The sequence below is a fragment of the Arthrobacter sp. Z1-9 genome, from assembly GCF_054792695.1.
Map to the genome: position 1 here is coordinate 1,697,784 of NZ_CP096456.1, position 22,934 is coordinate 1,720,717.

Annotated in this window: 21 protein-coding genes and 1 pseudogene; 15 read left to right on the forward strand and 7 right to left on the reverse strand. The window is 65.5% G+C overall.

What is annotated here, in order from left to right:
- Window positions 1-7: 7 nt before the first annotated feature.
- From M1D93_RS07780 to xerD, 7 genes are all read left to right on the forward strand, one after another.
- On the forward strand, window positions 8-262 hold the full coding sequence (locus tag M1D93_RS07780; protein ID WP_461174545.1) for a hypothetical protein: 255 nt from the start codon (window positions 8-10) through the stop codon (window positions 260-262).
- Window positions 262-1,077 (forward strand): TlyA family RNA methyltransferase, encoded by an 816-nt coding sequence (locus M1D93_RS07785; protein ID WP_461174546.1) that lies wholly within the window; start codon window positions 262-264, stop codon window positions 1,075-1,077. The genes M1D93_RS07780 and M1D93_RS07785 overlap by 1 nt, the downstream gene beginning before the upstream one ends.
- Window positions 1,078-1,090: 13 nt before the next feature.
- A complete protein-coding gene (locus tag M1D93_RS07790) occupies window positions 1,091-2,116 on the forward strand; it encodes an NAD kinase (RefSeq protein WP_461174547.1) in 1,026 nt (341 codons plus the stop codon).
- A 3-nt stretch (window positions 2,117-2,119) separates the two neighbouring features.
- On the forward strand, window positions 2,120-3,859 hold the full coding sequence (gene recN, locus M1D93_RS07795) for a DNA repair protein RecN (RefSeq protein ID WP_461174548.1): 1,740 nt from the start codon (window positions 2,120-2,122) through the stop codon (window positions 3,857-3,859).
- Window positions 3,860-3,971: 112 nt separating this feature from the next.
- Window positions 3,972-5,741: a CTP synthase gene (locus M1D93_RS07800; protein ID WP_461174549.1), complete on the forward strand. Its 1,770-nt coding sequence runs from the start codon at window positions 3,972-3,974 to the stop codon at window positions 5,739-5,741.
- Window positions 5,742-5,767: 26 nt separating this feature from the next.
- Entirely contained in the window at window positions 5,768-6,427 is a 660-nt protein-coding gene (locus M1D93_RS07805) for an NUDIX domain-containing protein (RefSeq protein ID WP_461174550.1), read from the forward strand.
- Window positions 6,427-7,494, forward strand: a complete 1,068-nt coding sequence (gene xerD, locus M1D93_RS07810) for a site-specific tyrosine recombinase XerD (protein ID WP_461174551.1) — start codon at window positions 6,427-6,429, stop codon at window positions 7,492-7,494. Before M1D93_RS07805 ends, xerD begins: the two co-directional genes overlap by 1 nt.
- Before the next feature lie 88 nt (window positions 7,495-7,582).
- Here xerD and M1D93_RS07815 read toward each other — a convergent pair whose 3' ends face one another.
- A complete protein-coding gene (locus M1D93_RS07815) occupies window positions 7,583-8,272 on the reverse strand; it encodes a hypothetical protein (protein ID WP_461174552.1) in 690 nt (229 codons plus the stop codon).
- A gap of 75 nt (window positions 8,273-8,347) precedes the next feature.
- On the opposite strand from M1D93_RS07815, the gene M1D93_RS07820 reads away from it, so the two are divergent.
- The gene (locus tag M1D93_RS07820; protein ID WP_461174553.1) at window positions 8,348-8,830 is read left to right on the forward strand and encodes an 8-oxo-dGTP diphosphatase; all 483 of its coding nucleotides are present in this window, start codon (window positions 8,348-8,350) and stop codon (window positions 8,828-8,830) included.
- Window positions 8,831-8,904: 74 nt separating this feature from the next.
- On the opposite strand, the gene M1D93_RS07825 is transcribed toward M1D93_RS07820, so the two are convergent.
- The 6 genes and pseudogenes from M1D93_RS07825 to M1D93_RS07850 form a co-directional block, all read right to left on the reverse strand.
- On the reverse strand, window positions 8,905-10,044 hold the full coding sequence (locus M1D93_RS07825) for a bifunctional 2-methylcitrate synthase/citrate synthase (RefSeq protein WP_461174554.1): 1,140 nt from the start codon (window positions 10,042-10,044) through the stop codon (window positions 8,905-8,907).
- A gap of 59 nt (window positions 10,045-10,103) precedes the next feature.
- Complete coding sequence (prpB, locus tag M1D93_RS07830; RefSeq protein WP_461174555.1) at window positions 10,104-11,006, reverse strand: methylisocitrate lyase; 903 nt, start codon at window positions 11,004-11,006, stop codon at window positions 10,104-10,106.
- Window positions 11,006-12,526: an MmgE/PrpD family protein gene (locus M1D93_RS07835; protein WP_461174556.1), complete on the reverse strand. Its 1,521-nt coding sequence runs from the start codon at window positions 12,524-12,526 to the stop codon at window positions 11,006-11,008. Before M1D93_RS07835 ends, prpB begins: the two co-directional genes overlap by 1 nt.
- Window positions 12,519-13,174: pseudogene (locus tag M1D93_RS07840) on the reverse strand (GntR family transcriptional regulator). Before M1D93_RS07840 ends, M1D93_RS07835 begins: the two are co-directional and overlap by 8 nt.
- Before the next feature lie 130 nt (window positions 13,175-13,304).
- Window positions 13,305-14,018: a response regulator gene (locus tag M1D93_RS07845; RefSeq protein ID WP_461174557.1), complete on the reverse strand. Its 714-nt coding sequence runs from the start codon at window positions 14,016-14,018 to the stop codon at window positions 13,305-13,307.
- Complete coding sequence (locus M1D93_RS07850) at window positions 14,015-15,649, reverse strand: sensor histidine kinase (protein ID WP_461174558.1); 1,635 nt, start codon at window positions 15,647-15,649, stop codon at window positions 14,015-14,017. Before M1D93_RS07850 ends, M1D93_RS07845 begins: the two co-directional genes overlap by 4 nt.
- Window positions 15,650-15,814: 165 nt before the next feature.
- Here M1D93_RS07850 and M1D93_RS07855 point away from each other — a divergent pair, with 165 nt between their 5' ends.
- From M1D93_RS07855 to cmk, 7 genes are all read left to right on the forward strand, one after another.
- Window positions 15,815-17,161, forward strand: coding sequence for a cation:dicarboxylate symporter family transporter (locus tag M1D93_RS07855; protein ID WP_461174559.1), 1,347 nt, complete (start codon window positions 15,815-15,817; stop codon window positions 17,159-17,161).
- Window positions 17,162-17,396: 235 nt separating this feature from the next.
- Window positions 17,397-18,296 carry a ParA family protein gene (locus tag M1D93_RS07860; RefSeq protein WP_104045332.1) on the forward strand — a complete coding sequence of 300 codons (900 nt, stop codon included), beginning with the start codon at window positions 17,397-17,399 and terminating at the stop codon, window positions 18,294-18,296.
- A 7-nt stretch (window positions 18,297-18,303) separates the two neighbouring features.
- On the forward strand, window positions 18,304-19,116 hold the full coding sequence (locus M1D93_RS07865) for a segregation and condensation protein A (RefSeq protein ID WP_461174560.1): 813 nt from the start codon (window positions 18,304-18,306) through the stop codon (window positions 19,114-19,116).
- Window positions 19,113-19,775, forward strand: coding sequence for an SMC-Scp complex subunit ScpB (gene scpB, locus M1D93_RS07870; RefSeq protein ID WP_461174561.1), 663 nt, complete (start codon window positions 19,113-19,115; stop codon window positions 19,773-19,775). Before M1D93_RS07865 ends, scpB begins: the two co-directional genes overlap by 4 nt.
- A gap of 114 nt (window positions 19,776-19,889) precedes the next feature.
- A complete protein-coding gene (locus M1D93_RS07875) occupies window positions 19,890-21,098 on the forward strand; it encodes a pseudouridine synthase (protein WP_461174562.1) in 1,209 nt (402 codons plus the stop codon).
- 3 nt (window positions 21,099-21,101) lie between these two features.
- Entirely contained in the window at window positions 21,102-22,211 is a 1,110-nt protein-coding gene (locus M1D93_RS07880; protein WP_461174563.1) for a prephenate dehydrogenase, read from the forward strand.
- The gene (gene cmk / locus M1D93_RS07885; protein WP_461174564.1) at window positions 22,211-22,924 is read left to right on the forward strand and encodes a (d)CMP kinase; all 714 of its coding nucleotides are present in this window, start codon (window positions 22,211-22,213) and stop codon (window positions 22,922-22,924) included. Before M1D93_RS07880 ends, cmk begins: the two co-directional genes overlap by 1 nt.
- Window positions 22,925-22,934 lie beyond the last annotated feature (10 nt).

Below are 22,934 nucleotides of genomic sequence, written 5' to 3' on the forward strand. Positions count from 1 at the left end.
TGGTGGAATGACTGAGCTGAGCCACCCTGACGAGTCCGCAGCAGCCCAGCCCTCCCCGGACTGGCCGCGGCTAAACAACAACGAGGTGCCGGATCCCTTGGTGCAACAGTCACTGGCACGTCTGGACGCTGTCCCCGGGGCCCCGGTTACAGAGCACGAAGCGGCCTACAGTGAACTTCACGACGAACTGCGCGCTGCCCTGGACGCTGATCCGGCGGAACAAACCCGCACGCCCGGTAACCTGCCGGAGAGTGGCGCCTGATGCCGATGCGCCTTGACCAGGCCTTGGTTGCGCGCGGCCTCGCCAGGTCCCGCACCCATGCCGCCACGCTCATAGCTGAGGGAAAAGTCAGCTCCGCCGGGCAGGTCCTCAGCAAGGCATCCGTCCAAGTCCCGGAGGACAGGGACCTGGTGGTCCGGCATGCTGAGCAGGACGCCTATGTGAGCCGGGCGGGGCACAAACTGGCCGGCGCCCTGGATGCCTTTCCCGATGTTTCGCCGGCCGGGAAAAGGTGCCTTGACGCCGGTGCCTCCACCGGCGGCTTCACCGATGTCCTGCTCCGGCGCGGCGCCGCACACGTGGTGGCGGTCGACGTCGGGCACGGCCAGCTGGTGCCCCAGCTACGGGAAGATCCCCGCGTGGAAGTCCATGAGGGGCTCAACGTCCGGTACATGTCGCCCGAGGACATTGGCGGCCCTGCAGCGTTCACGGTGGCTGACCTGTCCTTCATCTCCCTGACCCTGGTGGTCCGGCCCCTGGCCCTGTGCACGGAGCCGGGCGGTGACCTGGTCCTCATGGTGAAGCCGCAGTTCGAGATCGGCAAGGACCGGCTGGGACGGACCGGCGTGGTGAATTCCGAGCGGGAGCGCGGAATGGCAGTGGAAAAAGTGGCCCACGCCGCCTTCGACGCCGGCCTCGAGCTGCGCGGCCTCGCGCAGAGCCCGCTGCCCGGCCAGGACGGAAACGTCGAATACTTCCTGTGGATAAAGCGCAGGATGAGCCAAGAGTTGCCTAAGATCGAAGAGCGAGACGCAGCAACCGCTGCCTTGCTCGGAACGATCTGGCACAACCACTAGAGAGCGGAACCTGATGAGCAGGCGCGTATTGGTCCTCGCCCACACCGGCCGCGAGGAATCACTGAAGGCCGCCTGGGAGGCCTGCGCCTTGCTGCACGCCTCCGGCATCGTCCCGGTAATGCAGGACTCCGAACTGGACGACATGGAACGGTTCTTCGGGCACCTGTCCCAGCCGGTGGAAGTGCTCCACGACCACGTCCAGCTCCCCGACGTTGAACTGGTGATGGTCCTGGGTGGCGACGGCACCATCCTGCGCGCGGCAGAGCTGGTCCGGGAAGTCGATGTGCCCCTGCTGGGCGTGAACCTGGGCCATGTGGGCTTCCTCGCCGAGAGCGAGCGGGCGGACCTCGCCCAGACCGTTGAGTGGATCGCCAGCCGGGAATACACGGTGGAAGAGCGCATGACCATCGACGTCCAGGTCTGGGTCCGGGGACAGAAGATCTGGCACACCTGGGCGCTGAACGAGGCAGCGATCGAGAAGGCCAACCGGGAGCGCATGCTGGAAGTGGTCACCGAGGTGGACGAACGTCCGCTCACAACCTTTGGCTGCGACGGCATTGTGTTGGCCACCCCCACGGGTTCCACCGCCTACGCGTTCTCCGCAGGGGGCCCGGTGGTATGGCCGGAGGTGGAGGCCCTGGTTATTGTCCCCATCAGTGCCCATGCGCTGTTCGCCAAGCCGCTGGTGGTATCACCGCGCTCACGCCTCGCCGTTGAAGTTCTGGGCAGGACAGATGCCCAGGGTGTGCTGTGGTGTGATGGCCGGCGTTCGGTGGACCTGCCGCCGGGCGCCCGGGTTGAGGTCACGAAGTCAGCCACGCCCGTGCGGCTGGCACGGACCCATCAGACCCCGTTCTCGGCACGGCTGGTGCGGAAGTTCGAACTGCCCATCCATGGCTGGCGTGGACCCGTCCCCAAGGCTGACGCCATCCACACGGGACCGATCCCCATCGTCCGGACACCGCGGCCTATGCCGCCGCTTCAGCTGCCGCACGGCGGGCAGCCGGACGTCGATCCTGATCCCTCAACCGCAAAGTGAACCATGCTTGAAGAACTGAGAATCCGTGATCTGGGCGTCATCACCGACGCAACACTGCCGCTGGGCCCCGGGCTCAGCGTGGTGACCGGCGAGACCGGTGCGGGCAAAACCATGGTGGTCACCGCCGTCGGCCTCCTCCTCGGGGCCCGTTCAGATGCCGGTGCCGTCCGTAGCGGCGCCAAGAGCGCAACTGCCGAGGCAGTGTTGAAGCTCGACGCCGGGCACCCCGCCATCGCGCGTGCACTGGAGGCGGGCGCCGAGGCGGAAGAGTTCGACGGCGGCGCTGAGCTTATCCTCGCCCGCCGCCTGGGTGCGGACGGCCGCAGCCGTGCTTTCCTGGGCGGGCGCGCCGCCCCCGTCGGCGTTCTCGCCGAAATCGGCGAAACGCTGGTTGTGGTCCACGGCCAGTCGGACCAGATCCGGCTCAAGGGTGCCGTTGCCCAACGGGGCGCGCTGGACAAGTTCGCCGGCGAAACGCTGGCCGGGCCCCTCGCCAACTACCAGGACCTGTATAACCACTGGAAATCAGTCCAGTCGGAGCTTGATGCACTCCGCAGTGCCGCCCGGGACCGGCTCCGCGAAGCCGAATCCCTCGAGGCGGCGCTGACTGAGATCGACGACGTGGACCCGCAGCCTGGCGAGGACGAGCTCCTCAAGGCGGAGGCAGTAAAGCTGGCCAATGTTGAGGAACTGCGGATCGCGGCGAGCACGGCCCACCAGGCGCTGATCGCCGAGGACTTCGGCGAAGCAGGTGACGCCACCACCCTGGTGGACGCCGCGAAGCGGACCCTCGAGCACGTGGCTGAGCACGACGCCGAACTCGGTTCCGCAGCAGCGCGCCTGGCCGAGGTGGGCTTCCTGCTGAACGACATCGCCACCGAACTGGCCAGCTACCAGGCCGGGCTGGACAGCGAAGGACCGGAACGGCTGGCCGAAATCGAGGACCGGCGTGCCGTCCTGGCCAAGCTGATCCGCAAGTATGCCCCCTCCATCAACGAAGTGCTCCAGTGGGCTGAAAATGCCCGCGTGCGCTATGACGAACTGCAGGACGATTCAACCCGCATTGAAACACTGGACGCGGAAGTGGTGAGGGCCGAGGCTAACCTGAAGAAGCAGGCCGCTGCCATCACCAAGATCAGGACCAAAGCCGCCAAGGAGCTCTCCTCACGGGTCAGTGCCGAGCTGAAGGCCCTGGCCATGGCCGACGCAACCCTGGTGATCAATCTCGAGCCGACCGGCCAGCTGGGTCCGCACGGCGCGGACGAAATCAGTTTCCTGCTGCAGCCGCACTCAGGGGCTCCCGCCCGGCCGCTGGGCAAGGGGGCGTCCGGCGGTGAACTCTCCCGGGTCATGCTGGCCATCGAAGTGGTGCTGGCCGCCGTTGACCCCGTCCCCACGTTCGTCTTTGACGAGGTGGACGCCGGAGTGGGCGGACGCGCCGCCGTCGAAATCGGGCGCAGGCTGGCCATGCTGGCACGCCACGTCCAGGTGCTTGTGGTCACGCACCTGCCGCAGGTGGCCGCGTTCGCGGACCAGCACATCACAGTCACCAAAACCTCCGTCAGGGGAGCCGACGGCAAGACGGCCACCGGGTTCACCTCGAGTGATGTCCGCCTCCTTGACGGCCCCGAGCGGGTTCGTGAACTGGCCCGGATGCTGGCCGGCCAGGAGGACTCGGAGTCCGCGCAGGCGCATGCCCAGGAGTTGCTGGACGACGCGAAACTGCTGCCACAGCGGGCCTAACCACGTCCCGCGCGGGCTTAATGCAGCGGCCCCGCCCTTGCTTACGGCACGCTCGAACGGGCAGACTTGATCATTTGGGAAAGCAGTTCCCGACCCGTGGAAGGCTCATTTGATGATAGGCTCGAATTCCGTGGTGCAGCGATCAAATTCCCGTATAAATTCCCGGTTCCCGGGCTCGTCCAAGACGACCAAACACATCTTCGTAACCGGTGGTGTGGCGTCCTCGCTCGGTAAGGGACTGACGGCATCAAGCCTCGGTCATCTGCTGCGGGCACGCGGCCTGTCTGTAACTATGCAGAAGCTCGATCCCTACCTGAACGTGGATCCGGGCACGATGAACCCCTTCCAGCACGGCGAAGTCTTCGTCACCGACGACGGCGCCGAGACGGACCTGGACATCGGACACTACGAGCGCTTCCTCGACGAAAACCTTGAGGGCTCGGCCAACGTGACCACCGGCCAGGTGTACTCCACCGTCATCGCCAAGGAACGCCGCGGCGAATACCTCGGCGACACCGTGCAGGTCATCCCGCACATCACTGATGAAATCAAGCGCCGCATGCGCCTGCCTGCCGAAGGCAAAAACGCTCCGGACGTCATCATCACCGAAATCGGCGGCACGGTGGGCGACATCGAATCCCAGCCGTTCCTCGAATCGGCCCGCCAGGTCCGCCAGGACATCGGCCGCACCAACGTCTTCTTCCTGCACGTCTCGCTGGTCCCGTACATCGGACCGTCCCAGGAACTGAAGACCAAACCCACCCAGCACTCCGTCGCAGCCCTGCGGTCCATCGGCATCCAGCCCGAAGCGATCGTCATCCGCTCCGACCGCGAAGTGCCGGACGCCATGCGCGAGAAGATCGGCCGGATGTGCGACGTCGACATTGACGCCGTGGTGAACGCCGCCGATGCTCCCAGCATCTACGACATCCCCAAGACCCTGCACTCCCAGGGCCTGGATTCCTACATCGTGCGCGCCCTGGACCTTCCGTTCAAGGATGTGGACTGGACCAGCTGGGACAAGCTGCTCGAAGCCGTCCACAACCCCAAGCACCACGTGGAAATCGCCCTCGTCGGCAAGTACATCGACCTGCCGGACGCCTACCTGTCCGTGACCGAGGCCCTGCGGGCCGGTGGTTTCGCCAATGACACCAAGGTCAAGATCCGCTGGGTCCCCTCCGACGAGTGCGAAACCCGCGAAGGTGCCATCAAGGCGCTGGACGGCGTCAACGCCATCTGCGTCCCGGGCGGCTTCGGCATCCGCGGCCTGGAGGGCAAGCTCGGTGCGCTGAAGTTCGCCCGCGAAACCAAGCTGCCCGTCCTGGGACTTTGCCTGGGCCTGCAGTGCATGGTCATCGAGTACGCCCGCAACGTTGTGGGACTGGAAGGTGCGTCCTCCAGTGAGTTCGAGCCGGATTCGAAGTACCCCGTCATTGCCACCATGGAAGAGCAGCTCGACATCGTCGAGGGCAAGGGCGACCTTGGCGGCACCATGCGCCTGGGCCTGTACGAAGCCAAGCTCGACGCCGGTTCGGTCATCGCCGGTACGTACGGCAAGACCACCGTCAGCGAACGCCACCGCCACCGCTACGAGGTGAACAACAAGTACCGCGACCAGATCGCAGCCGAAGGGCTGGTCTTCTCCGGCACGTCCCCGGACGGCAAGCTGGTGGAGTTCGTTGAGCTTCCCGCGGACGTCCACCCGTACTACGTCGCCACCCAGGCGCACCCTGAGCTGAGCTCCCGCCCCACCCGGCCGCACCCGCTGTTCGCCGGGCTCGTGAAGGCAGCCCTGGATCACCAGGATGGCTCCGACACGGCCGCAGGCCTGGGTGCTGTTGCGCCCGAGGCGGAGCAGTCCGGTACGGTAGCGGCTAAGTAGTTCCGCACGACACAAAGGACGGCGCGATGCCCGGTACACCTGAAGCCACCCCTGCAGTAAAGGTTTCGGATGCACCGAGCCCGCGCCGTCTTTTGTCTACCGAGAAGGTCTACGAAGGCCGGATCTGGGACGTGGTCAGCGACAGCTTCCAGCTGCAGGAGACGGGCGAGGCCCTCACCCGGGACTACATCGAACACCCGGGCGCCGTGGCCGTCCTGCCCATGAACGACGACGGCGAGATCCTCCTCCTGAAGCAGTACCGGCACCCCGTGGGCATGGACCTCTGGGAGATTCCCGCCGGGCTGCTTGATATCGAAGGCGAGGACTTCGTGGTGGGCGCGGCGCGTGAACTCGCCGAGGAAGCGGACCTTGCCGCCGGCACCTGGAACGTCCTGGCCGACTTCTTCAACTCGCCCGGTTCCTCCAGCGAGGCCATCAGAATTTACCTTGCCCGGAACCTCACCGAAGTCCCGCACCATGAACGCCATGAGCGGATGGACGAGGAAGCGGAGATCGAGTTCCACTGGATCAAGCTTGACGACGCCGTGGAGTCAGTGCTTGCCGGCAGGCTCCACAACCCGTCCGCCGTCGTCGGGATCCTTGCCGCCGCAGCCGCCCGCGCCGGCGGATATGCCAATCTCCGCCGCGCGGACGCGCCCTGGCCCGCGCACCCCAGCCAGCGCTGATGGTCCCTGGTCCCTCTGCTGAGCTGGCACCCGCGGGACTGGCGCCCGCTGACCTGGATCCCGCTGAACTGGATCCCGCTGGACTGGCCGCGGCCAAAGAGGTTCGCGACACCCCGCCGCCGGCCTCCCCGCCAACAGCAATCGACCGGGGCATTACCGACTACCTCCAGCACATGGGAGTGGAACGCGGCGTTGCAGCCAACACGCTGTCGGCCTACCGCAGGGACCTGGCCCGCTACTCCCGCTACCTGGCAGCCGCCGGATGCAGCGGCCCGCAGGACATCACGCGCCATCATGTGACCGGTTACGTCCGGGCTTTGACGGACGGGTCCGACGGCGGCTCGGCCCTTGGTGTCCGGTCCGCGGCGAGGACTGTGGTGGCCGTTCGGGGACTGCACAAATTCTGGGCCCTGGAAGGCTTCACGCCCACCGACCCCGCCAGCGACGTCCATCCGCCCATGCCCGGGAAGCGGCTGCCGAAGGCCATCAGCGTGGACGAAGTAACCAGGATCCTGGAAGCGGCCGGCACCGATACGGCAACAGGGCTGCGCGACCGCGCCCTCCTGGAGTTCCTGTACTCCACCGGAGCGCGCATCAGTGAGGCCGTGGGCCTGGACGTGGACGACATTGCCCTGCAGGAGGCGGAAACCGGGCCGGCCATCGTTCGGCTTTTCGGCAAGGGCTCCAAGGAACGGCTGGTGCCGCTGGGGTCCTACGGAGCCAGGGCCCTCGACGCCTACCTGGTCCGCGGGCGGCCCCTGCTGGCGGCCAAGGGAAAAGGAACCCCGGCGTTGTTCCTGAACGCACGCGGTGGCCGGATCAGCCGCCAAAGTGCCTGGACCATCCTGAAGGCAGCAGCCGACAAGGCGAACATCACCAAGGACGTCTCACCGCACACCCTCCGGCACTCCTTCGCCACCCACCTGCTGGAGGGCGGTGCCGACGTCCGCGTGGTCCAGGAACTGCTGGGCCATGCCTCGGTGACCACCACCCAGGTCTATACGCTGGTCACCGCAGACACCCTGCGCGAGATCTACGCGGCAGCACACCCAAGGGCCCTCGGCTGAGCTTGCCCAGGACAGCCCTGCGCTGCCCGGCCGGGCTGCCCGAATGGGCTGCCCGTACGCACTGCCCGCATGTATTGTCGTGGGACACCTAAAGCAGTGCCTCGATGGTCAGTTCCACCGGGGCCAGCAGGAATGCCAGTGCCGATGTGCCCATTCCCGCGAGCAACATCAGTCCCGGATGCGCCAGGCCGATCACCAGCCGGCGCAGGCGAGGGCGGCCCCGGAGGAATGATTTCGGCACCCGCGAGAGTGTGGGGACCTGCCGCCAGCCGCGAAGCCTCCGCAGGAACCAGGCGCACCGGGCAACAAACGCCAGCCACAGGACAGCCACCACAACCGGGAGCAGGGCTGCCATCAGCTGGAACCCCAGAGCTGTCACCTCACGCTCGGAATCACCCGCCAGGGCCTGGATGGTGGTGGAGATGGACGCACTCAGCACCACGGATATGGCCCACACGATGAATGCCGCAACAAGCGCCAGGAAACGCACGAAGAACAGGCCCAATACCGATTCCCGGGCGGCCTTAACCTGCTGCCGGGGAGTCACGTGCAGCACGGCCAGGGTGCTGAGCAGCGTCGGCAGGGCGGCCGCGGCCACCAGCAGGTACCAGGTCCAGCCTGCCAGGTCGACGAATTCATCCATAACAATCAGCACCGTCCAGAAACAGGCCCAGGCCCAACCCCAGTACAAAGGATTGCGCACCAGCCACTCCGGCAGGCGGGCGTCAATGGTCGAGACACGGGCCGGCCGTATCCCCGGCGCAGTTTCGGGAGCCACACGTAGAGCTTGGCATATCCAGCGCCCCGTGGCGCCTCCTCGCCGATAACTGGCCAACCCCATAGGCTTGAGCGCATGACCGCAGCAAGGGTGACTCTCTGCTTCCTGCTCCGTGACGGGAATTCCGGCCCGGAGGTGCTGCTCGGCCTCAAACGGACAGGCTTCGGCACCGGAAAGATCGTGGGTATCGGAGGACACGTCGAACCGGGGGAGAGCGAGGCCGAAGCAGTGGTCCGCGAAGTGAGGGAAGAAACCGGCGTGACCGTCCGCCAGGAAGACCTTGCGGACGCAGGCGTGGTGCAGTTCGTGTTCCCCGCCCGGCCGGGCTGGGACATGCACACCCGCCTCTTCACTGCCCGGCGATGGGCAGGGGAGCCGGAGGACAGCGACGAGATCACGCCGGAGTGGTTCCGGACCGACACCCTGCCGGTGGACCGCATGTGGCAGGATGCCGATCACTGGCTTCCGGTGGTACTCGAAGGCGGCAGGGTCAATGTGGTGGTCACACTGAACAGCGACAACGAAACCGTCGCGTCGTCCGTGAGCCTCCTGCCCTAGCCGTTAACGACTGACGGCGGGATGTCCACCTGCATGGCCGTCCCGCCGCCGTTGTACGCTCAGGCCCCCGCTGCCTACGGAACGTGCCGTTCCTCGGGACCGACGTATTCGCTCAGCGGCCGGATCAGGGAGTTTGAATCCAACTGCTCCATGATGTGCGCCGTCCAGCCGGTGATGCGGCTGGCGACAAACAGCGGAGTGAAGGTGGCAGTATCAAACCCCATCAGGTGGTAGGTGGGGCCGGCGGGGTAGTCGAGGTTGGGTTTGATGGCCTTGGCTTCGTCCATGGCCTTCTCGAGGCCCTGGTACAGCCCCAGCAGCTCGGGCCGGCCGTAGTGGGCCACCATCTTGTCCAGGGCGGCCTTCATGGTGGGTACCCGTGAGTCGCCATGCTTGTAGACGCGGTGCCCGAAGCCCATAACCTTTTTCTTTTGCGCCAGGGCGTTTTCCATCCACGTCTTGGCGCGGGCAGCCGCCTCCTCGAGGGATTCCTGGGGACGGATGCCGATTTCGTCGAAGGTGTGCATCACGGCCTCGTTCGCGCCGCCGTGCAGCGGCCCCTTCAAAGCACCGATGGCTCCCGTGACGGCAGAGTGCAGGTCCGCGAGCGTCGATGTGATCACCCTGGCCGTGAAGGTGGAGGCGTTGAAGGAGTGCTCGGCGTAGAGGATCATCGAGACGTTGAAGGCCTCCACCACCTCCGGCACCTGCTCCTCCCCAAAGGTCATCCACAGGAAGTTGGCCGAGTAGCCGAGGTCGTCACGCGGCTCAATGACACCCTGCCCGTGGCGTCGGCGCTGGTCGTAGGCCACCACCGCGGGCATAGCCGAGAACAGGTCGATGGCTTTAGCCATGTTGGCCTCGCGGGAGGAATCTTCCGCCAGCGCGTGCCTGGCGCCCAGCACGGAGGCAGCAGTCCGGCAAACGTCCATGGGATGGGAGCTCTCCGGCAATGCGTCGATCACCTGCTTGACCACCGGGTCCAGGGCACGGCCGGCCCGCTCCCGCGCACTGAACTCCGCCAGCTCCTGTTCGGTTGGCAGCTCGCCGTTCCAGAGCAGGTAGGCCACCTCCTCGAAGCTGCACTTCGCGGCGAGCTCCTGGACCGGGTAGCCCCTGTACAACAGGGAGTTGGTGTCCGGGTTGACCTTCGAGACGGACGTGTAATCCACCACGACGCCGGCAAGACCCTTTTTGATGTCCTCTTCAGCCATGCTGAAACTCCTTCGTTCCTGTCGCCTGTTGTGCCGGCCGTAGTCGGCGCGGTTTTTCCCTACTCCCCGGGGACCCGGAAATTGAACACTCCGCTGTCGAAGCGGTTGTAGCCTTCGTAGTCAACAAGATCGTATAAGCGTGCCCGGGTGAGCATGCTGCCCACCTGCGCCTCCTGCGTGCCCTCAGCCCTGATCGCTTCCAGCGTACGCTCGGCAGCACCCATGGCACTACGGAGAAGGGTGACGGGATAGATCACCATGTTCACCCCGACACCTTGGAGCTGGTCCACCGTGAACAGTTCGCTCTTACCGAACTCTGTCATGTTCGCCAGGATGGGCACGTCGACGGCGTCGCGGATCGCCTGGAACTCGTTCAGGTCGCGCATTGCCTCCGGGAAGATGGCGTCCGCTCCGGCTTCCACCAGCGCCCTGGCCCGGTCCTGGGCGGCCTCGAGCCCGTCAACGGCACGGATGTCGGTCCGGGCCATGATGAGGAAGTTCGGGTCCCGGCGGGCGTCGGCGGCGGCGCGGATCCGTTTGGTGGCGGTGTCCAGGTCCACCACGTTCTTGCCGTCGAGGTGGCCGCAGCGCTTGGGGTTGAACTGGTCTTCGATGTGCAGCCCGGCCAGGCCTGCGTTTTCAATTTCCTGGACGGTACGGGCCACGTTCATGGGTTCGCCGAAGCCGGTATCGGCGTCCACGATCGCGGGCAGGTCCGTCATGCGGGCGATCTGCCCGGCCCGGGTGGCGACTTCTGTAAGGGTGGTCAGCCCGATGTCCGGCAAACCAAGATCGTTGGCCAGGACCGCACCGGAAATGTAGACCCCGGCGAAGCCCTTCTCCTCGATCAGGCGGGCCGAGAGCGGGTTGAAGGCGCCCGGGAACTGCTGGACGGTCCCGGATGCCAAAAGTTCGCGGAAGCGGATCCGCTTCTGCTCCGGGGTGACCTTGGAATAAAGCATCAGAAAAGTCCCTTCGGTGCGGCAGCGAGGTCGATCACGCCCGGAGCCGCCGTGATGTTCAGCTGGTCGAGTTCACCTGCCGCGAGTTCCGGCAGGCGTTCGACGGCGGCGAGGAACCTTTCGATTTCAGCGTCCTCCACGAGGCCGGCGGCCAGGGTACGGAACTTGTGGATGTACTGCTCGCGGCCGAAGGGGCGGGCACCGAGCGGATGGGCGTCGGCCACGGCGATTTCATCACGGATAACAGTGCCGTCGGCCAGGGTGATCTCCACGGAGCCGCCGAAGGCCTTCTCCGCGATGTCCAGCGAGTGGTAGCGCCGGGTCCATTCCGGGTCTTCCTCGGTGCTGACCTTCTGCCACAAGTCCACCGTGTCCGGCCGGGCGGCACGTTCCGGGGAGTAGGAATCCACGTGGTGCCAGGCGCCGTCCTGCAGGGCGACCGTGAAGATGTAGGGGATGGAGTGGTCCAGGGTTTCCCTCGACGCGGTGGGGGAGTACTTCTGGGGATCGTTCGCACCGGAGCCGATCACGTAGTGCGTGTGGTGGCTGGTCCTGATGAGCACGGATTTAACGTTTGCCGGGTCGGTGGCCTCCGGGTGCTCGCGGTTCAGCTTCCGGGCCAGGTCGATCCATGCCTGCGCCTGGTATTCGGCGGAGTGTTCCTTGGTGTAGGTGTCCAGGATGGCGCGCTTGGCTTCGCCGGCTTCGGGCAGGGGGACCAGGTAAGAGGCCTCGGGGCCGTCCAGCAGCCAGGCAATCACCCCGTCCTCACCTTCGTAGATGGGCACGGGGGAGGTCTGTCCGCGCATCGCCCGGTCTGCCGCTTCCACGGCCATCTTCCCGGCAAACGCCGGGGCATGGGCCTTCCAGGTGGAAATCTCGCCCTTGCGGGACTGGCGGGTCGCCGTCGTGGTGTGCAGGGCCTGCCCCACGGACTGGAAGATGGTCTCGACGTCGAGCCCGAGCAGGGTGCCGATGCCGGCAGCTGCCGACGGGCCGAGATGGGCGACATGGTCGATCTTGTGCTTGTGCAGGCAGATCGCCTTCACGAGGTTTACCTGGATTTCATAGCCCGTGGCAATGGCCCGCACCAGGTCCCGGCCGTTGGAGCCCACGTGCTGGCCCACAGCGAGGATCGGCGGGATGTTGTCGCCAGGGTGGGAGTAATCGGCAGCCAGGAACGTGTCATGGTAATCCAGTTCGCGCACCGCCACGCCATTGGCCCATGCAGCCCATTCCGGGGAGATGCGCTCGCCGATCCCGAAGACCTTGGCGCCCTTTCCGCCCGAGCTGGGGCCATGGGTGAGGGCCTGCGCCCGGGCTGCCACGATCGGTGCGCGGTTGAGCGAAGCCACAGCCACCGAGGCATTGTCGATCACCCTGTTGATCACCATGTCGGTGACCTCGGCGGGAACCTCCACGGGATCCGCGGCAACCCTGGCGATTTTGTGCGCAAGCTGTTCCTCGCGGGGCAGGTTTTCTTCGCTCTTGTAGACGCGGACGTGGTGTTCCTTAACCATGGTGCTCCTTTAGCGGGATGGATGGGTGGCTTTGATGTGGGACAGGCTGCGGTGCAGGTGGAGGGTGGTGGCTGCCTGCGCCAGGCGGGGGTTGCGGATGGCAATGGCCTCGGCGATGGCTGCATGTTCGGTTGCTGCGGCCGTGAGCCGTACTGCGTCGTCCGCGGCGAGGCGGCGGATACGGACCAGGTGAACCCGGAGGCTGCGCATGGCCTGGGCGAGGTAGGAGTTGGAAATTGCGGCATCAACGGCGGAGTCCAGCCGGTCCACCAGCAGGTAATAGTCCTGCAGTGCGGGTGCCGGCCCGGTAATGAGTGACGGCGCTGCCCGGAATTCCGCCTCAAGCCTGCGGAACGTTTCCGGAACGCCCCGCTCGGCGGCCAGGGCGGTGGCCTTTCCTTCCAGCGTCTCGCGGAGCTCGAACAGTTCGTCGATATCCGCCAGTGAGATGCCGGTGACGACGACGCCGCGGCCGCCTGCCGCCGTCAGTCCTTCTGCCGTGAGCCGGCCCAGCGCCTCCCGGAGGGGTGTGCGGGAAACCCCCAGCCGTTCTGCCTGTTCCACCTCGGCAAGCAGGGCTCCGGGCTGGAGCCGCCACTGGACGATGTCATCGCGGAGTGCGGCGTAGGCCCGGTCGCTGGCTCGCACTGGCTGTCCCTTCGTTGGCATTGACCTCAGTGTATACATAGGAGGGCTGCTGCGGCGGATTCGAGCCGTATTCCTCCAGATCAACTGTTTCTTGTATACAGGGAGCTCGTCCCGCGGACATTCTGCGCGGTCAGCGGCCACCCCAGCGGTATTCGTTTTCCGGCCGCCCGGGTGTGCCATAGCGGGCCGTCCTGGATACCGTTCCGGCGTCCGCCAGGTACTCCAGGTAGCGGCGGGCCGTGACCCGGGACATGCCGAGTGCATCCATGACCTCAGTGGCGGACACGGCGCCCTGCTGCAGTTTCATGAACTCCTGGACGGACGCCAGCGTGGAGACCGAAAGCCCCTTGGGCAATGGCAGCTCGGAGGGTGCACGCAGGCTGGCGAACGCCTGGTCCACGTCGTTCTGGGAGGCACCTGCCTTCCCGGACCCGCCCTCCGCGCCTGCCAGTTGCTGCCGGAACTGCTGATAGCTTGCAAGCTTGTCCGCGAAGGTCGCGTAGGTGAATGGCTTGATCAGGTACTGGACAACACCGATGGCAACCGCGCTGCGCACAATGGCGAGCTCGCGGACGGCAGTAATGGCAATAATGTCGGCCAGTATTCCCGCCGTCCTCATCCGCCGCGCAATGTCCAGGCCGTGAAGGTCGGGCAGGTTCATATCCAGCAGGACAAGTTCCACGGGGTTTCCCGCAGCAGCAAACTCGTTGAGGAGCCGCAGGGCAGACTGGCCGTCCGGGGCGGTGCCGGCCAGTTCGAAGCCCGGCAGCCGCCCCACGTACGCCGCATGCGCCGCGGCCGCAATGGCTTCGTCCTCGACGACGAGGACCCGGATGTTGCTCACTGTTCGTGCTCCTTCTGTGCCGGCACCGCTGCGGGGAGGAACACTTCGAACTTGGCGCCGCGCCGTCCGTTGATGGTCAGGGTACCTCCCAGGCGCTGCACCGCCTGCCGCACCAGGGCGAGGCCGATGCCCCGGCCGCTGGGGCCCGCCGGCTTGGTGCTGAATCCGTGCCGGAAGATGTTCTCCGCGTCAGCCGGATCAATGCCGGGGCCGGAATCGTGGACTGTGATGTCCAGTCCTTCCTCGTCGGACTCCACCGTGAGCTCCACTCGCCGCGGCTGCGGACCATCCGCGGCAGCATCCATGGCGTTGTCCAGCAGGTTACCAAGGATGGTCACCAGGTCCTGGACGGCAATTCCCGCTACAGTCGCTGAGCCCAGCGCCGCCACATCCAACTGGACGCCCCGTTCGTGGGCTTCGGCCACCTTTCCCATCACTAGGGCACCAAGAACGGGTTCATCCACCGAGCTGACCATGTCGTCCGTCAATTGCTGGCTGAGTTCCAGGTCCTTGGTCGCGAACGCCAGGGCCTCCTGCGTGCGGCCCAGCTCCAGCAGCGACACCATGGTGTGCAGCCTGTTGGCGTGCTCGTGGGTCTGCGCCCGCAATGCATCGGAGAGGGTACGCATCGTTTCCAGCTCGCTGCCCAGGGCCTCGATCTCTGTCCGGTCCCGCAGCGTTGCCACCGTGCCGTATACGGGGGTTTTGCCCCGGCCACCGGTTTGCTGGGGGCCCTTGGCGGGTCCCTGGTTGACCACCAGGATGCGGGAACCGGTGAGGAGGATCTCGTCCTTTGCGCTGCGCCCCGACTCGAACAGGCCGCGGAGTTCATCATCGAGGGGAAGGTCGGCCAGCGATGGCGGCCGGGTGGGATCCCTGGTGCCGGCTTCATCAAGGCCCAGCAGTTCGGCGGCCTGGTCGTTGTACATAACAACACTGCCTTTGGTGTCGATGAGGATCAGGCCCTCACGCACCGAGTGCAGCACGGACTCGTAGTAGGCAAACAACTGCGCCAGTTGCTCCGGGCCCCAGCCCCGGGTGACACGGCGCAGATACCGGCCCAGCAGCCATGATGCCACGGAGCCGCCCACCAGAAGGGCAAGGCCAATGGCCAACAGGGCTGGCAGGCGGGCGGCGAAGGCAACATCCACGGTGCCCACTGTGACCCCGGCGGCCACCAATGCCCTGACCGCACCGCCGGCATCCTTGACCGGAACGATGGTCCGTACGGACGGCCCTAGAGTGCCGGCGGTGACCTCGGTGAGAATTGCACCCTGGAGTGCTGCGTCAACGGAGCCGATGTAGGGGCGCCCTATTTCCTCGTCACGCGGATGGGTCCAGCGGGTACGGTCCGGGGCCATGATGGTGATGAAGTCGACGTCGGCCGCGGCCATAACGTCGCGCGTATAGGGCTGCAGGAGGGCCGTGGGGTCCGGAGCGGCAGCCGCTTCCAAAACCAGCGGATTGGCCGCCACCGAGGCTGCGATTCCCGCCATCCGATGGCCAGCCTCGTCGTAGGTACGGTCGCGGGCGTCCACGTACGTGGCCGAGCCAACGATGGCGATGAACGCCACCACAATCAGCAGGTTCGCCACGAAGAGCCGTCGGGCGATACTCCAGCGGTGGATCATCTGTACCTCCCGGCATCTTCCGCACAAATATGTGCTCCACGACCAATATGAACGCAACGGTGAGCTGGGTCACCACCTGCCCAATGATGGATATCACACCGGAGGACGCGTTCAGCCCAGAGATTGTGCCGCAGCGTCTATCAGATTATCCAAAGGAGACACATCATGGCTTCTCAACGAGGAGAGTCGCTTGACACCGTGAAGACGCGGCGCAAGGGCATCGACAAATCGCACTACCTCTACATCGCTGTTATCGCCGCCGTCATCCTCGGCGCGTTGGTGGGACTGATGTTCCCTGAGGTGGGCAAGTCCATGAAGCCGCTCGGCGACGGCTTCATCAAACTCATCAAGATGATGATCGCTCCGGTCATCTTCTGCACCATCGTTTTGGGCATCGGGTCGATCGCGAAGGCTGCCACCGTAGGCAAGGTAGGCGGCCTGGCGCTGGGTTACTTCGTCCTGATGTCGACGTTCGCGCTCGCCATCGGCCTGGTGGTCGGCAACTTGATCCACCCGGGTGAGGGCCTGAAGCTTGCCCCCTACGACCCCAACAAGAAGGCGGAAGTAGACAGCACCGTTACCTTCCTCCTTGGCATCATTCCAGGAGATATTCCCGTTCTCCCCACCCTCTTTGCTGCAATCCTCGTAGGGTTTGCCCTCCAGAAGATGGGCCCGCAGGGCGCTCCCACCCTCAAGGCAATCGGCCACGGCCAGGTCCTCGTATTCCGCATCCTGATCATGATCATGTGGCTTGCCCCGGTGGGCGCCTTCGGTGCCATCGCCGCCGTCGTGGGAGCTACCGGCGTCCAGGCCATTGTCAGCATGTTTACCCTGATGGCTGCCTTCTACATCACCTGCGCACTGTTCATCGTCATCATCCTGGGCGGCCTGCTCAAGGTGGTCACGGGCGTCAACATTTTCAAGCTGATGAAGTACCTGGGCCGCGAGTACCTGCTCATCTTCTCCACGTCATCCTCCGAAGCTGCCCTGCCCCGCCTGATCGCCAAGATGGAGCACCTCGGTGTCTCCAAGCCCGTTGTGGGCGTCACGGTACCCACCGGCTACTCCTTCAACCTTGACGGAACGGCCATCTACCTGACCATGGCCTCACTGTTCGTTGCCAACGCGATGGGCACGCCGCTGGACCTGGGCGCACAGGTCTCCCTGCTCATCTTCATGATCATTGCCTCCAAGGGTGCAGCCGGTGTCACCGGTGCCGGCCTTGCCACCCTCGCTGCCGGGCTGCAGGCCCACAAGCCCGAACTGCTGGGCGGCGTGGGCATGATCGTCGGCATCGACCGGTTCATGTCCGAGGCCCGCGCCCTGACCAACTTCACCGGCAACGCCGTAGCCACCGTGCTCATTGGCACGTGGGTCAAGGAGATTGACGGTGGCCAGGTCAACCAGGTGCTCTCCGGTGAATTGCCCTTCGACGAGCAGACCATGATTGCCGGCCACGCGGAGCCTTCAGTTACCGAAACCGAGGCACGGCCGGTGGCGGCGAACGCCTAGGCCCCAGCACCCCGCAGACACCACAACGGCCCCCGCAGCCTTTCGCTGCGGGGGCCGTTGCGTGGGGGAGAAAAAGGCAACCTTCGACCTCAGCTAGAGGGTAAAGGCTCAACATCCGGGGAAAGTCAAGTTGCCTCGAATACCGTGTCGGGCGCTGTAACCTTGGGAAGAAGAAGGAGCGTTGCTGGCCAGCCAGCGGCAGGAAATCACCGTCATCGAAAGTGTGGATAGATACGTGAGCAGCGAACAGGGTTCGGCAACTCTGGAGGGCACGCAATTCGACCTGGAAGACGCGGTGATGGGACCCACGGGGCGCCCATACCGCGAGTTCCCGGAACCTGCGCCCCTGGCCTCCCACGGTCCGGCCCGCGTCATCGCCATGGTGAACCAAAAGGGCGGCGTCGGAAAGACCACGTCCACCATCAACCTTGCAGCAGCGCTGGCTGAGTACGGCCGGCGCGTGCTTTTGGTCGACTTCGATCCCCAGGGCGCCCTGTCCGCCGGCCTGGGCGTGAATCCGCATGAACTCGACCTCACCGTGTACAACGTGCTGATGGACCGCAAGGTGGACATCCGGGATGCCATCCACCAGACCGGCGTCGAAAACGTGGACCTCCTGCCCGCAAACATCGACCTCTCGGCGGCCGAAGTCCAGCTGGTCAATGAAGTGGCCCGCGAGCAGGTCCTGGACCGCGCCCTCAAGAAAGTCGAAGACGATTACGACGTCGTCCTCATCGACTGCCAGCCGTCCCTTGGCCTGCTGACCGTCAACGCCCTCACCGCCGCGCACGGCGTCATCATCCCGCTGATTTGCGAGTTCTTTGCCCTCCGAGCCGTGGCACTGCTCGTGGAGACCATCGACAAGGTCCAGGACCGGCTGAACCCGCGACTGCAGGTGGACGGTGTGCTGGCCACCATGTACGACGCCCGGACGCTGCACAGCCGCGAGGTCATTACCCGCCTGGTGGAAGCCTTCGGCGACAAGGTCTTCGAGACCGTCATTAAGCGCTCCATCAAGTTCGCCGACGCCACAGTCGCCGCGGAGCCGATCACCAGCTACGCCGGCAACCACGTAGGCGCCGACGCCTACCGCCGGCTGGCCAAGGAACTGATCTCGCGCGGCGGCGCACCCTAGCCACCCCGTGGCCGAATCCAAGCCTGGCTTCGAGGTGCGGCTGGCCAACTTCACTGGGCCTTTCGACCTCCTGCTCGGACTGATCGCCAAGCACCAGCTGGATATCACTGAGGTAGCCATCGCCACGGTGACCGACGAATTCATCAAGTACATCCGCAACCTGCAGAAGCTGGGCGAAGAGTGGGCCCTGGATGAAGCCAGCGAATTCCTGGTCATTGCCGCAACACTGCTGGACCTCAAAGCTGCCCGGCTCCTTCCTGCAGGTGAGCTCGAGGACGATGAAGACTTCGCACTGCTCGAAGCCAGGGACCTGCTCTTCGCACGGCTGCTCCAGTACAAGGCCTTCAAGCATGTGGCCGGACTCCTGGGCGAAACCCTGAGCCAGGAGGCCACACGGTTCCCCCGGCAGGTCGCACTGGAGGAACACTTCGCGGCCATGCTCCCCGAGCTGGTCTGGAAACACACTCCGGAACAGTTCGCCCGTTTGGCCGATGCCGCACTGAAGCCCAAGGCTCCACAGCAGACCGAAGTAGGCCTGGCTCATCTGCACGGCGGCAATGTCAGTGTTAAGGAGCAGGCGGAAGTGATGGGCCTGCGGCTACAGGTCGAATCCCCCCTGACCTTCCGGGCGCTGATCGCCGATGCCGAGACAACCTTGGTGGTGGTTGCACGGTTCCTTGCCCTCCTGGAGCTGTTCCGGGACAAGGCGGTTTCTTTTGACCAACTGTCGCCGCTGGGGGACCTGGCCGTCCACTGGACTGCCGGGACCGGGGAATGGTCGGCCGAAAACCTGAGCGAAGAATTTGAGGAGCAGCCGTGACTGAGCAGGCAACACAAGGGACCCGTGAAGGGGAGCCGGACGTCGCAAACCTTCCCGGCGGGGCCAAAGCAGCCCTCGAGGCCGTGCTGATGGTCATAGACCAGCCCGCCACGGAGGAAGAACTCGCTGCCGGACTCGAACTTCCCGTTGACACGGTCACCGCCCTGCTCGCCGAACTTCAGCGGGATTATAGCGGCTATACTGTTAAAGCCCCGGATATGGATCAAGCCAGTGGAACTGGCTTTGGCTCCAGCCCCCGGGGTTTTGAATTGCGGAAGGTCGCCGGCGGCTGGCGGATCTACTCCCGTACTGAATTCGCCCACATCGTGGGCAAATATGTGCTGGAGGGCCAAACAGCCAGGCTTACCCAGGCCGCCCTGGAAACGCTGGCGGTCATTGCATACCGCCAGCCGGTCTCTAGGGCCAGGGTTTCCGCGATCAGGGGAGTCAATGTTGACTCCGTCGTACGGACGCTCGCCCAGCGCGGACTCATCGAGGACTCGGGAACGGATCCGGAGTCCGGCGCGATCCTCTACCGGACCACCTCATATTTCCTGGAACGGATGGGAATCAGTTCGGCGGCTGAGCTGCCGCAGCTGTCCCCGCACCTCCCGGGGCTGGACGGTATTGCGGAGTTCTACGACGCTGAAGAAATGTAGCCAGGGCAACACCCTGGCGGCACGCAAGAGTACTTATAAGGGCAGATTATTTCTGCACGGCTGGTTAGGGTTGTCCTTGGACTCCTTTCCGGTCAACATATCGAAGGACGGGTCATGACACAGGCGGGACGCCAGGGTTCACCACGTAAAGGTTCGGGACGCGACAGTACCGAACGCAACACATCACAGCGCAACACCTCCCAGGGTGGCGCTTCCGGCGGCGGTTTCCGCGGCGGCGCCGCAAAGCGGGGCGGCGGATTCGGCAGCGACCGCCCGCACCGCGCCCCCAAACCGCGCGAGGAGCGGTTCATTGACCCGGACCAGGCTCCGGCCGGTGGCCAGGCCGGCCGGGGAGCAACGGAACCCAAATCTGCCAAGCCTTCTTCCCGGAAGCCTGCCGTACGCAAGCCGGGCGCCAAGAAGGCCCCTGGAACGCCGGGAGCCCTCAAGCCGAAACCACGGACCGGTGCGCCGGGAGCAGCAGCTTCCCGCGCGTTCGGCAGCGAACGGTTCGGCCAGAACCTGGGTCCGGTCCGCAGGCCAACACGGAAAAAGGGCCCGCGCGGGGAGGTTCCCCAGTCGGAACTCCACGATGCCGACGGCGTGCGCCTGCAGAAGGTCATGGCCTCCGCGGGCGTAGCGTCACGCCGCGTGTGCGAGGAGATGATTGCCGAGGGCCGCGTGGAAGTGGACGGCCAGGTAGTCACCGAGCTCGGTGTCCGCGTCGATCCGAAGACGGCCGTCATCCACGTTGACGGACTGCGGATCCAGCTGGATGAAAACCTGGTGTACATGGTGTTCAACAAGCCCAAGGGCGTTGTCTCCACCATGGAGGACCCCGAGGGCCGGCCCTGCATCAGCGACTTCCTCCGCCACCAGCACGGCGAACGCCTGTTCCATGTGGGCCGGCTCGATGTCGCCACCGAGGGGCTGCTGCTGCTGACCAACGACGGCGAACTCGCCAACCGCCTGACGCACCCCTCGTACGAGGTGCCCAAGACTTACCTGGTCCAGGTCAGGGGTCCCTTCCCCCAGGGAATCGGCGCCCAGCTCAAGGAAGGCGTGGAACTGGAGGACGGCTTTGCCTCCGTGGATTCCTTCCGCCTCGTTGATTCCACTCCCGGCCACGTCCTGATCGAGGTAGTGCTGCACTCCGGCAAGAACCGCATCGTCCGGCGCCTGTTCGACGCCGTCGGATTCCCGGTCCTGCGGCTGGTCCGCGTCAAGGTGGGGCCCATCGGCCTGGGTGACCAGCGCCAGGGAAGTATCCGCAACCTCGGCAAGCAGGAAGTCGGCCATCTGCTGGCATCCGTAGGGCTCTGAGGCATGTCCGCTTTCCACAGCCAGGGCCGCGGGCACCTGGACGGTCCAGTGGTGGTCATCGGCACGGGGCTGCTGGGCACCAGCATCGGGCTGGGCCTGCGCGGCCGGGGTGTTCCGGTTTACCTGTCCGACCCCTCGCCCACCAACCAGGCGGTTGCGGTGGATATCGGTGCAGGCCAGCCCCTGGCCGGACTCACCGGCGCTGCACCGCAGCTGGTGGTTGTCGCCGCGCCGCCGGATGTCACGGCGGATGTTGTGGCAAAAGCGCTGGCTGACTACCCGGACTCCGTGGTGGTGGACATCGCAAGCGTCAAGGCAGGGATCCTCTCGGCGTTGCGCAGCCGCGGCGTGGACCTCTCCCGCTACGTGGGCACGCACCCAATGGCTGGACGGGAAAAGTCCGGGCCGGTCGCAGCCCGCGGGGAGCTCTTCACCTCGATGCCCTGGGTGGTCTGCCCCTCGGAGGAAACCTCCGCCGCAGCCCTCCAGGCGGCCCGTTCGCTCGCCACGGACCTGGGGGCCGTTGTTTCCCAGTTCACCGCTGACGAACACGACGAAGCTGTGGCCCTGGTATCGCACCTGCCCCAGGTCATGTCATCCCTTTTGGCCAGCCGGCTGCAGGGTACGCCAGTGCATGCGTTGTCCCTCGCGGGCAACGGACTGCGGGACGTCACCCGGATCGCTGCCAGTGATCCCTCCCTGTGGGTGCAGATCCTGGGCGGCAACGCGGCCAAGGTGGTGGAGATCCTGTACGGCGTGCGTGAGGACCTCAACCGCCTGATCGGCACGCTGGAAGAGCCCACGGCGCCAGGGGCGCGGCTTGACCTCGCACAGCTGATGAGTGAAGGCAACGCCGGCCAGGCCCGGATCCCGGGCAAACACGGCGGGCCTCCCCAGGCGTATTCGTGGCTTACGGTCCTGGTGGACGACAAGCCCGGCCAGATCGCCCGGCTCCTTACGGAAATCGGTGAAATCGGAGTGAACCTGGAGGACCTGCGACTGGACCACTCGTCGGGCCAGAACGTGGGTATGGTGGAAATCTCCGTGTTGCCGAACAAGCATGACCACCTGATCGAAGCACTCAACGACCGCGGATGGCGGGTACTGCAGTAATGACACAAGAACTTCTTGACACCCTGCCCGCACTCCGCCTCGGCAGGCCGCTGGTGGTCGCCATCGACGGCCCGTCGGGCTCCGGCAAGTCCAGTGTCAGCAAGGAGGTGGCCCGCAGGCTCCGGCTTGCCTACCTGGACACCGGCGCCATGTACCGCGCGCTTACCTGGGACTGCGTCACAAAAGGCATCGACCTGGAGGACGGTGCCTCAGTTGAGCAGGCGTCCCGGGACCTGGTCCTGGACCTGAGCACAAGCCCGCAGGAGGAGTACGTCCGCGTGGACGGGGTGGACGTGACTGACGCCATCCGTGAACCTGCCATCTCCTCAGCCGTCAGTGCCGTGGCCACCACCCTTGGGGCCAGGACAGAGCTCATCCGGCGCCAGCGCGAGCTGATCGAAAAGCACCACCGCCGGATGGTGGTGGAAGGCAGGGACATTACCACCGTCGTCGCGCCCGGGGCTGAAGTGCGGATGCTGCTCACAGCCAGCGAGGAAGCACGGCTGCGCCGCCGCGGAATCCAGCTCGGCGGCACCCAGAACGCTGAGCAGCTGGCGGCCCAGGTAACCCGCCGCGACGCCAAAGACTCCACGGTGGTCAATTTCACGCAGGCTGCTTCCGGCGTGGTCACCCTGGATTCCTCGGACCTGGACTTCGACCAGACGGTTGCCGCGGCCCTCGTGATAGTGACAAAGGTTTTGAACCGTGACTGAGCCCTTCGTC

Excerpts from the sequence above, each read along its gene's own strand:
- M1D93_RS07850 (WP_461174558.1), bottom strand. The coding sequence starts at position 15,649 with ATGATCCACCGCTGGAGTATCGCCCGACGGCTCTTCGTGGCGAACCTG.
- prpB (WP_461174555.1), bottom strand. The coding sequence starts at position 11,006 with ATGCTTTATTCCAAGGTCACCCCGGAGCAGAAGCGGATCCGCTTCCGC.
- M1D93_RS07780 (WP_461174545.1), top strand. The coding sequence starts at position 8 with ATGACTGAGCTGAGCCACCCTGACGAGTCCGCAGCAGCCCAGCCCTCC.
- M1D93_RS07880 (WP_461174563.1), top strand. The coding sequence starts at position 21,102 with ATGTCCGCTTTCCACAGCCAGGGCCGCGGGCACCTGGACGGTCCAGTG.
- cmk (WP_461174564.1), top strand. The coding sequence starts at position 22,211 with ATGACACAAGAACTTCTTGACACCCTGCCCGCACTCCGCCTCGGCAGG.
- M1D93_RS07825 (WP_461174554.1), bottom strand. The coding sequence starts at position 10,044 with ATGGCTGAAGAGGACATCAAAAAGGGTCTTGCCGGCGTCGTGGTGGAT.
- M1D93_RS07835 (WP_461174556.1), bottom strand. The coding sequence starts at position 12,526 with ATGGTTAAGGAACACCACGTCCGCGTCTACAAGAGCGAAGAAAACCTG.
- M1D93_RS07820 (WP_461174553.1), top strand. The coding sequence starts at position 8,348 with ATGACCGCAGCAAGGGTGACTCTCTGCTTCCTGCTCCGTGACGGGAAT.
- M1D93_RS07875 (WP_461174562.1), top strand. The coding sequence starts at position 19,890 with ATGACACAGGCGGGACGCCAGGGTTCACCACGTAAAGGTTCGGGACGC.
- M1D93_RS07785 (WP_461174546.1), top strand. The coding sequence starts at position 262 with ATGCCGATGCGCCTTGACCAGGCCTTGGTTGCGCGCGGCCTCGCCAGG.
- recN (WP_461174548.1), top strand. The coding sequence starts at position 2,120 with ATGCTTGAAGAACTGAGAATCCGTGATCTGGGCGTCATCACCGACGCA.
- M1D93_RS07790 (WP_461174547.1), top strand. The coding sequence starts at position 1,091 with ATGAGCAGGCGCGTATTGGTCCTCGCCCACACCGGCCGCGAGGAATCA.
- M1D93_RS07855 (WP_461174559.1), top strand. The coding sequence starts at position 15,815 with ATGGCTTCTCAACGAGGAGAGTCGCTTGACACCGTGAAGACGCGGCGC.
- M1D93_RS07800 (WP_461174549.1), top strand. The coding sequence starts at position 3,972 with ATGATAGGCTCGAATTCCGTGGTGCAGCGATCAAATTCCCGTATAAAT.
- M1D93_RS07805 (WP_461174550.1), top strand. The coding sequence starts at position 5,768 with ATGCCCGGTACACCTGAAGCCACCCCTGCAGTAAAGGTTTCGGATGCA.
- xerD (WP_461174551.1), top strand. The coding sequence starts at position 6,427 with ATGGTCCCTGGTCCCTCTGCTGAGCTGGCACCCGCGGGACTGGCGCCC.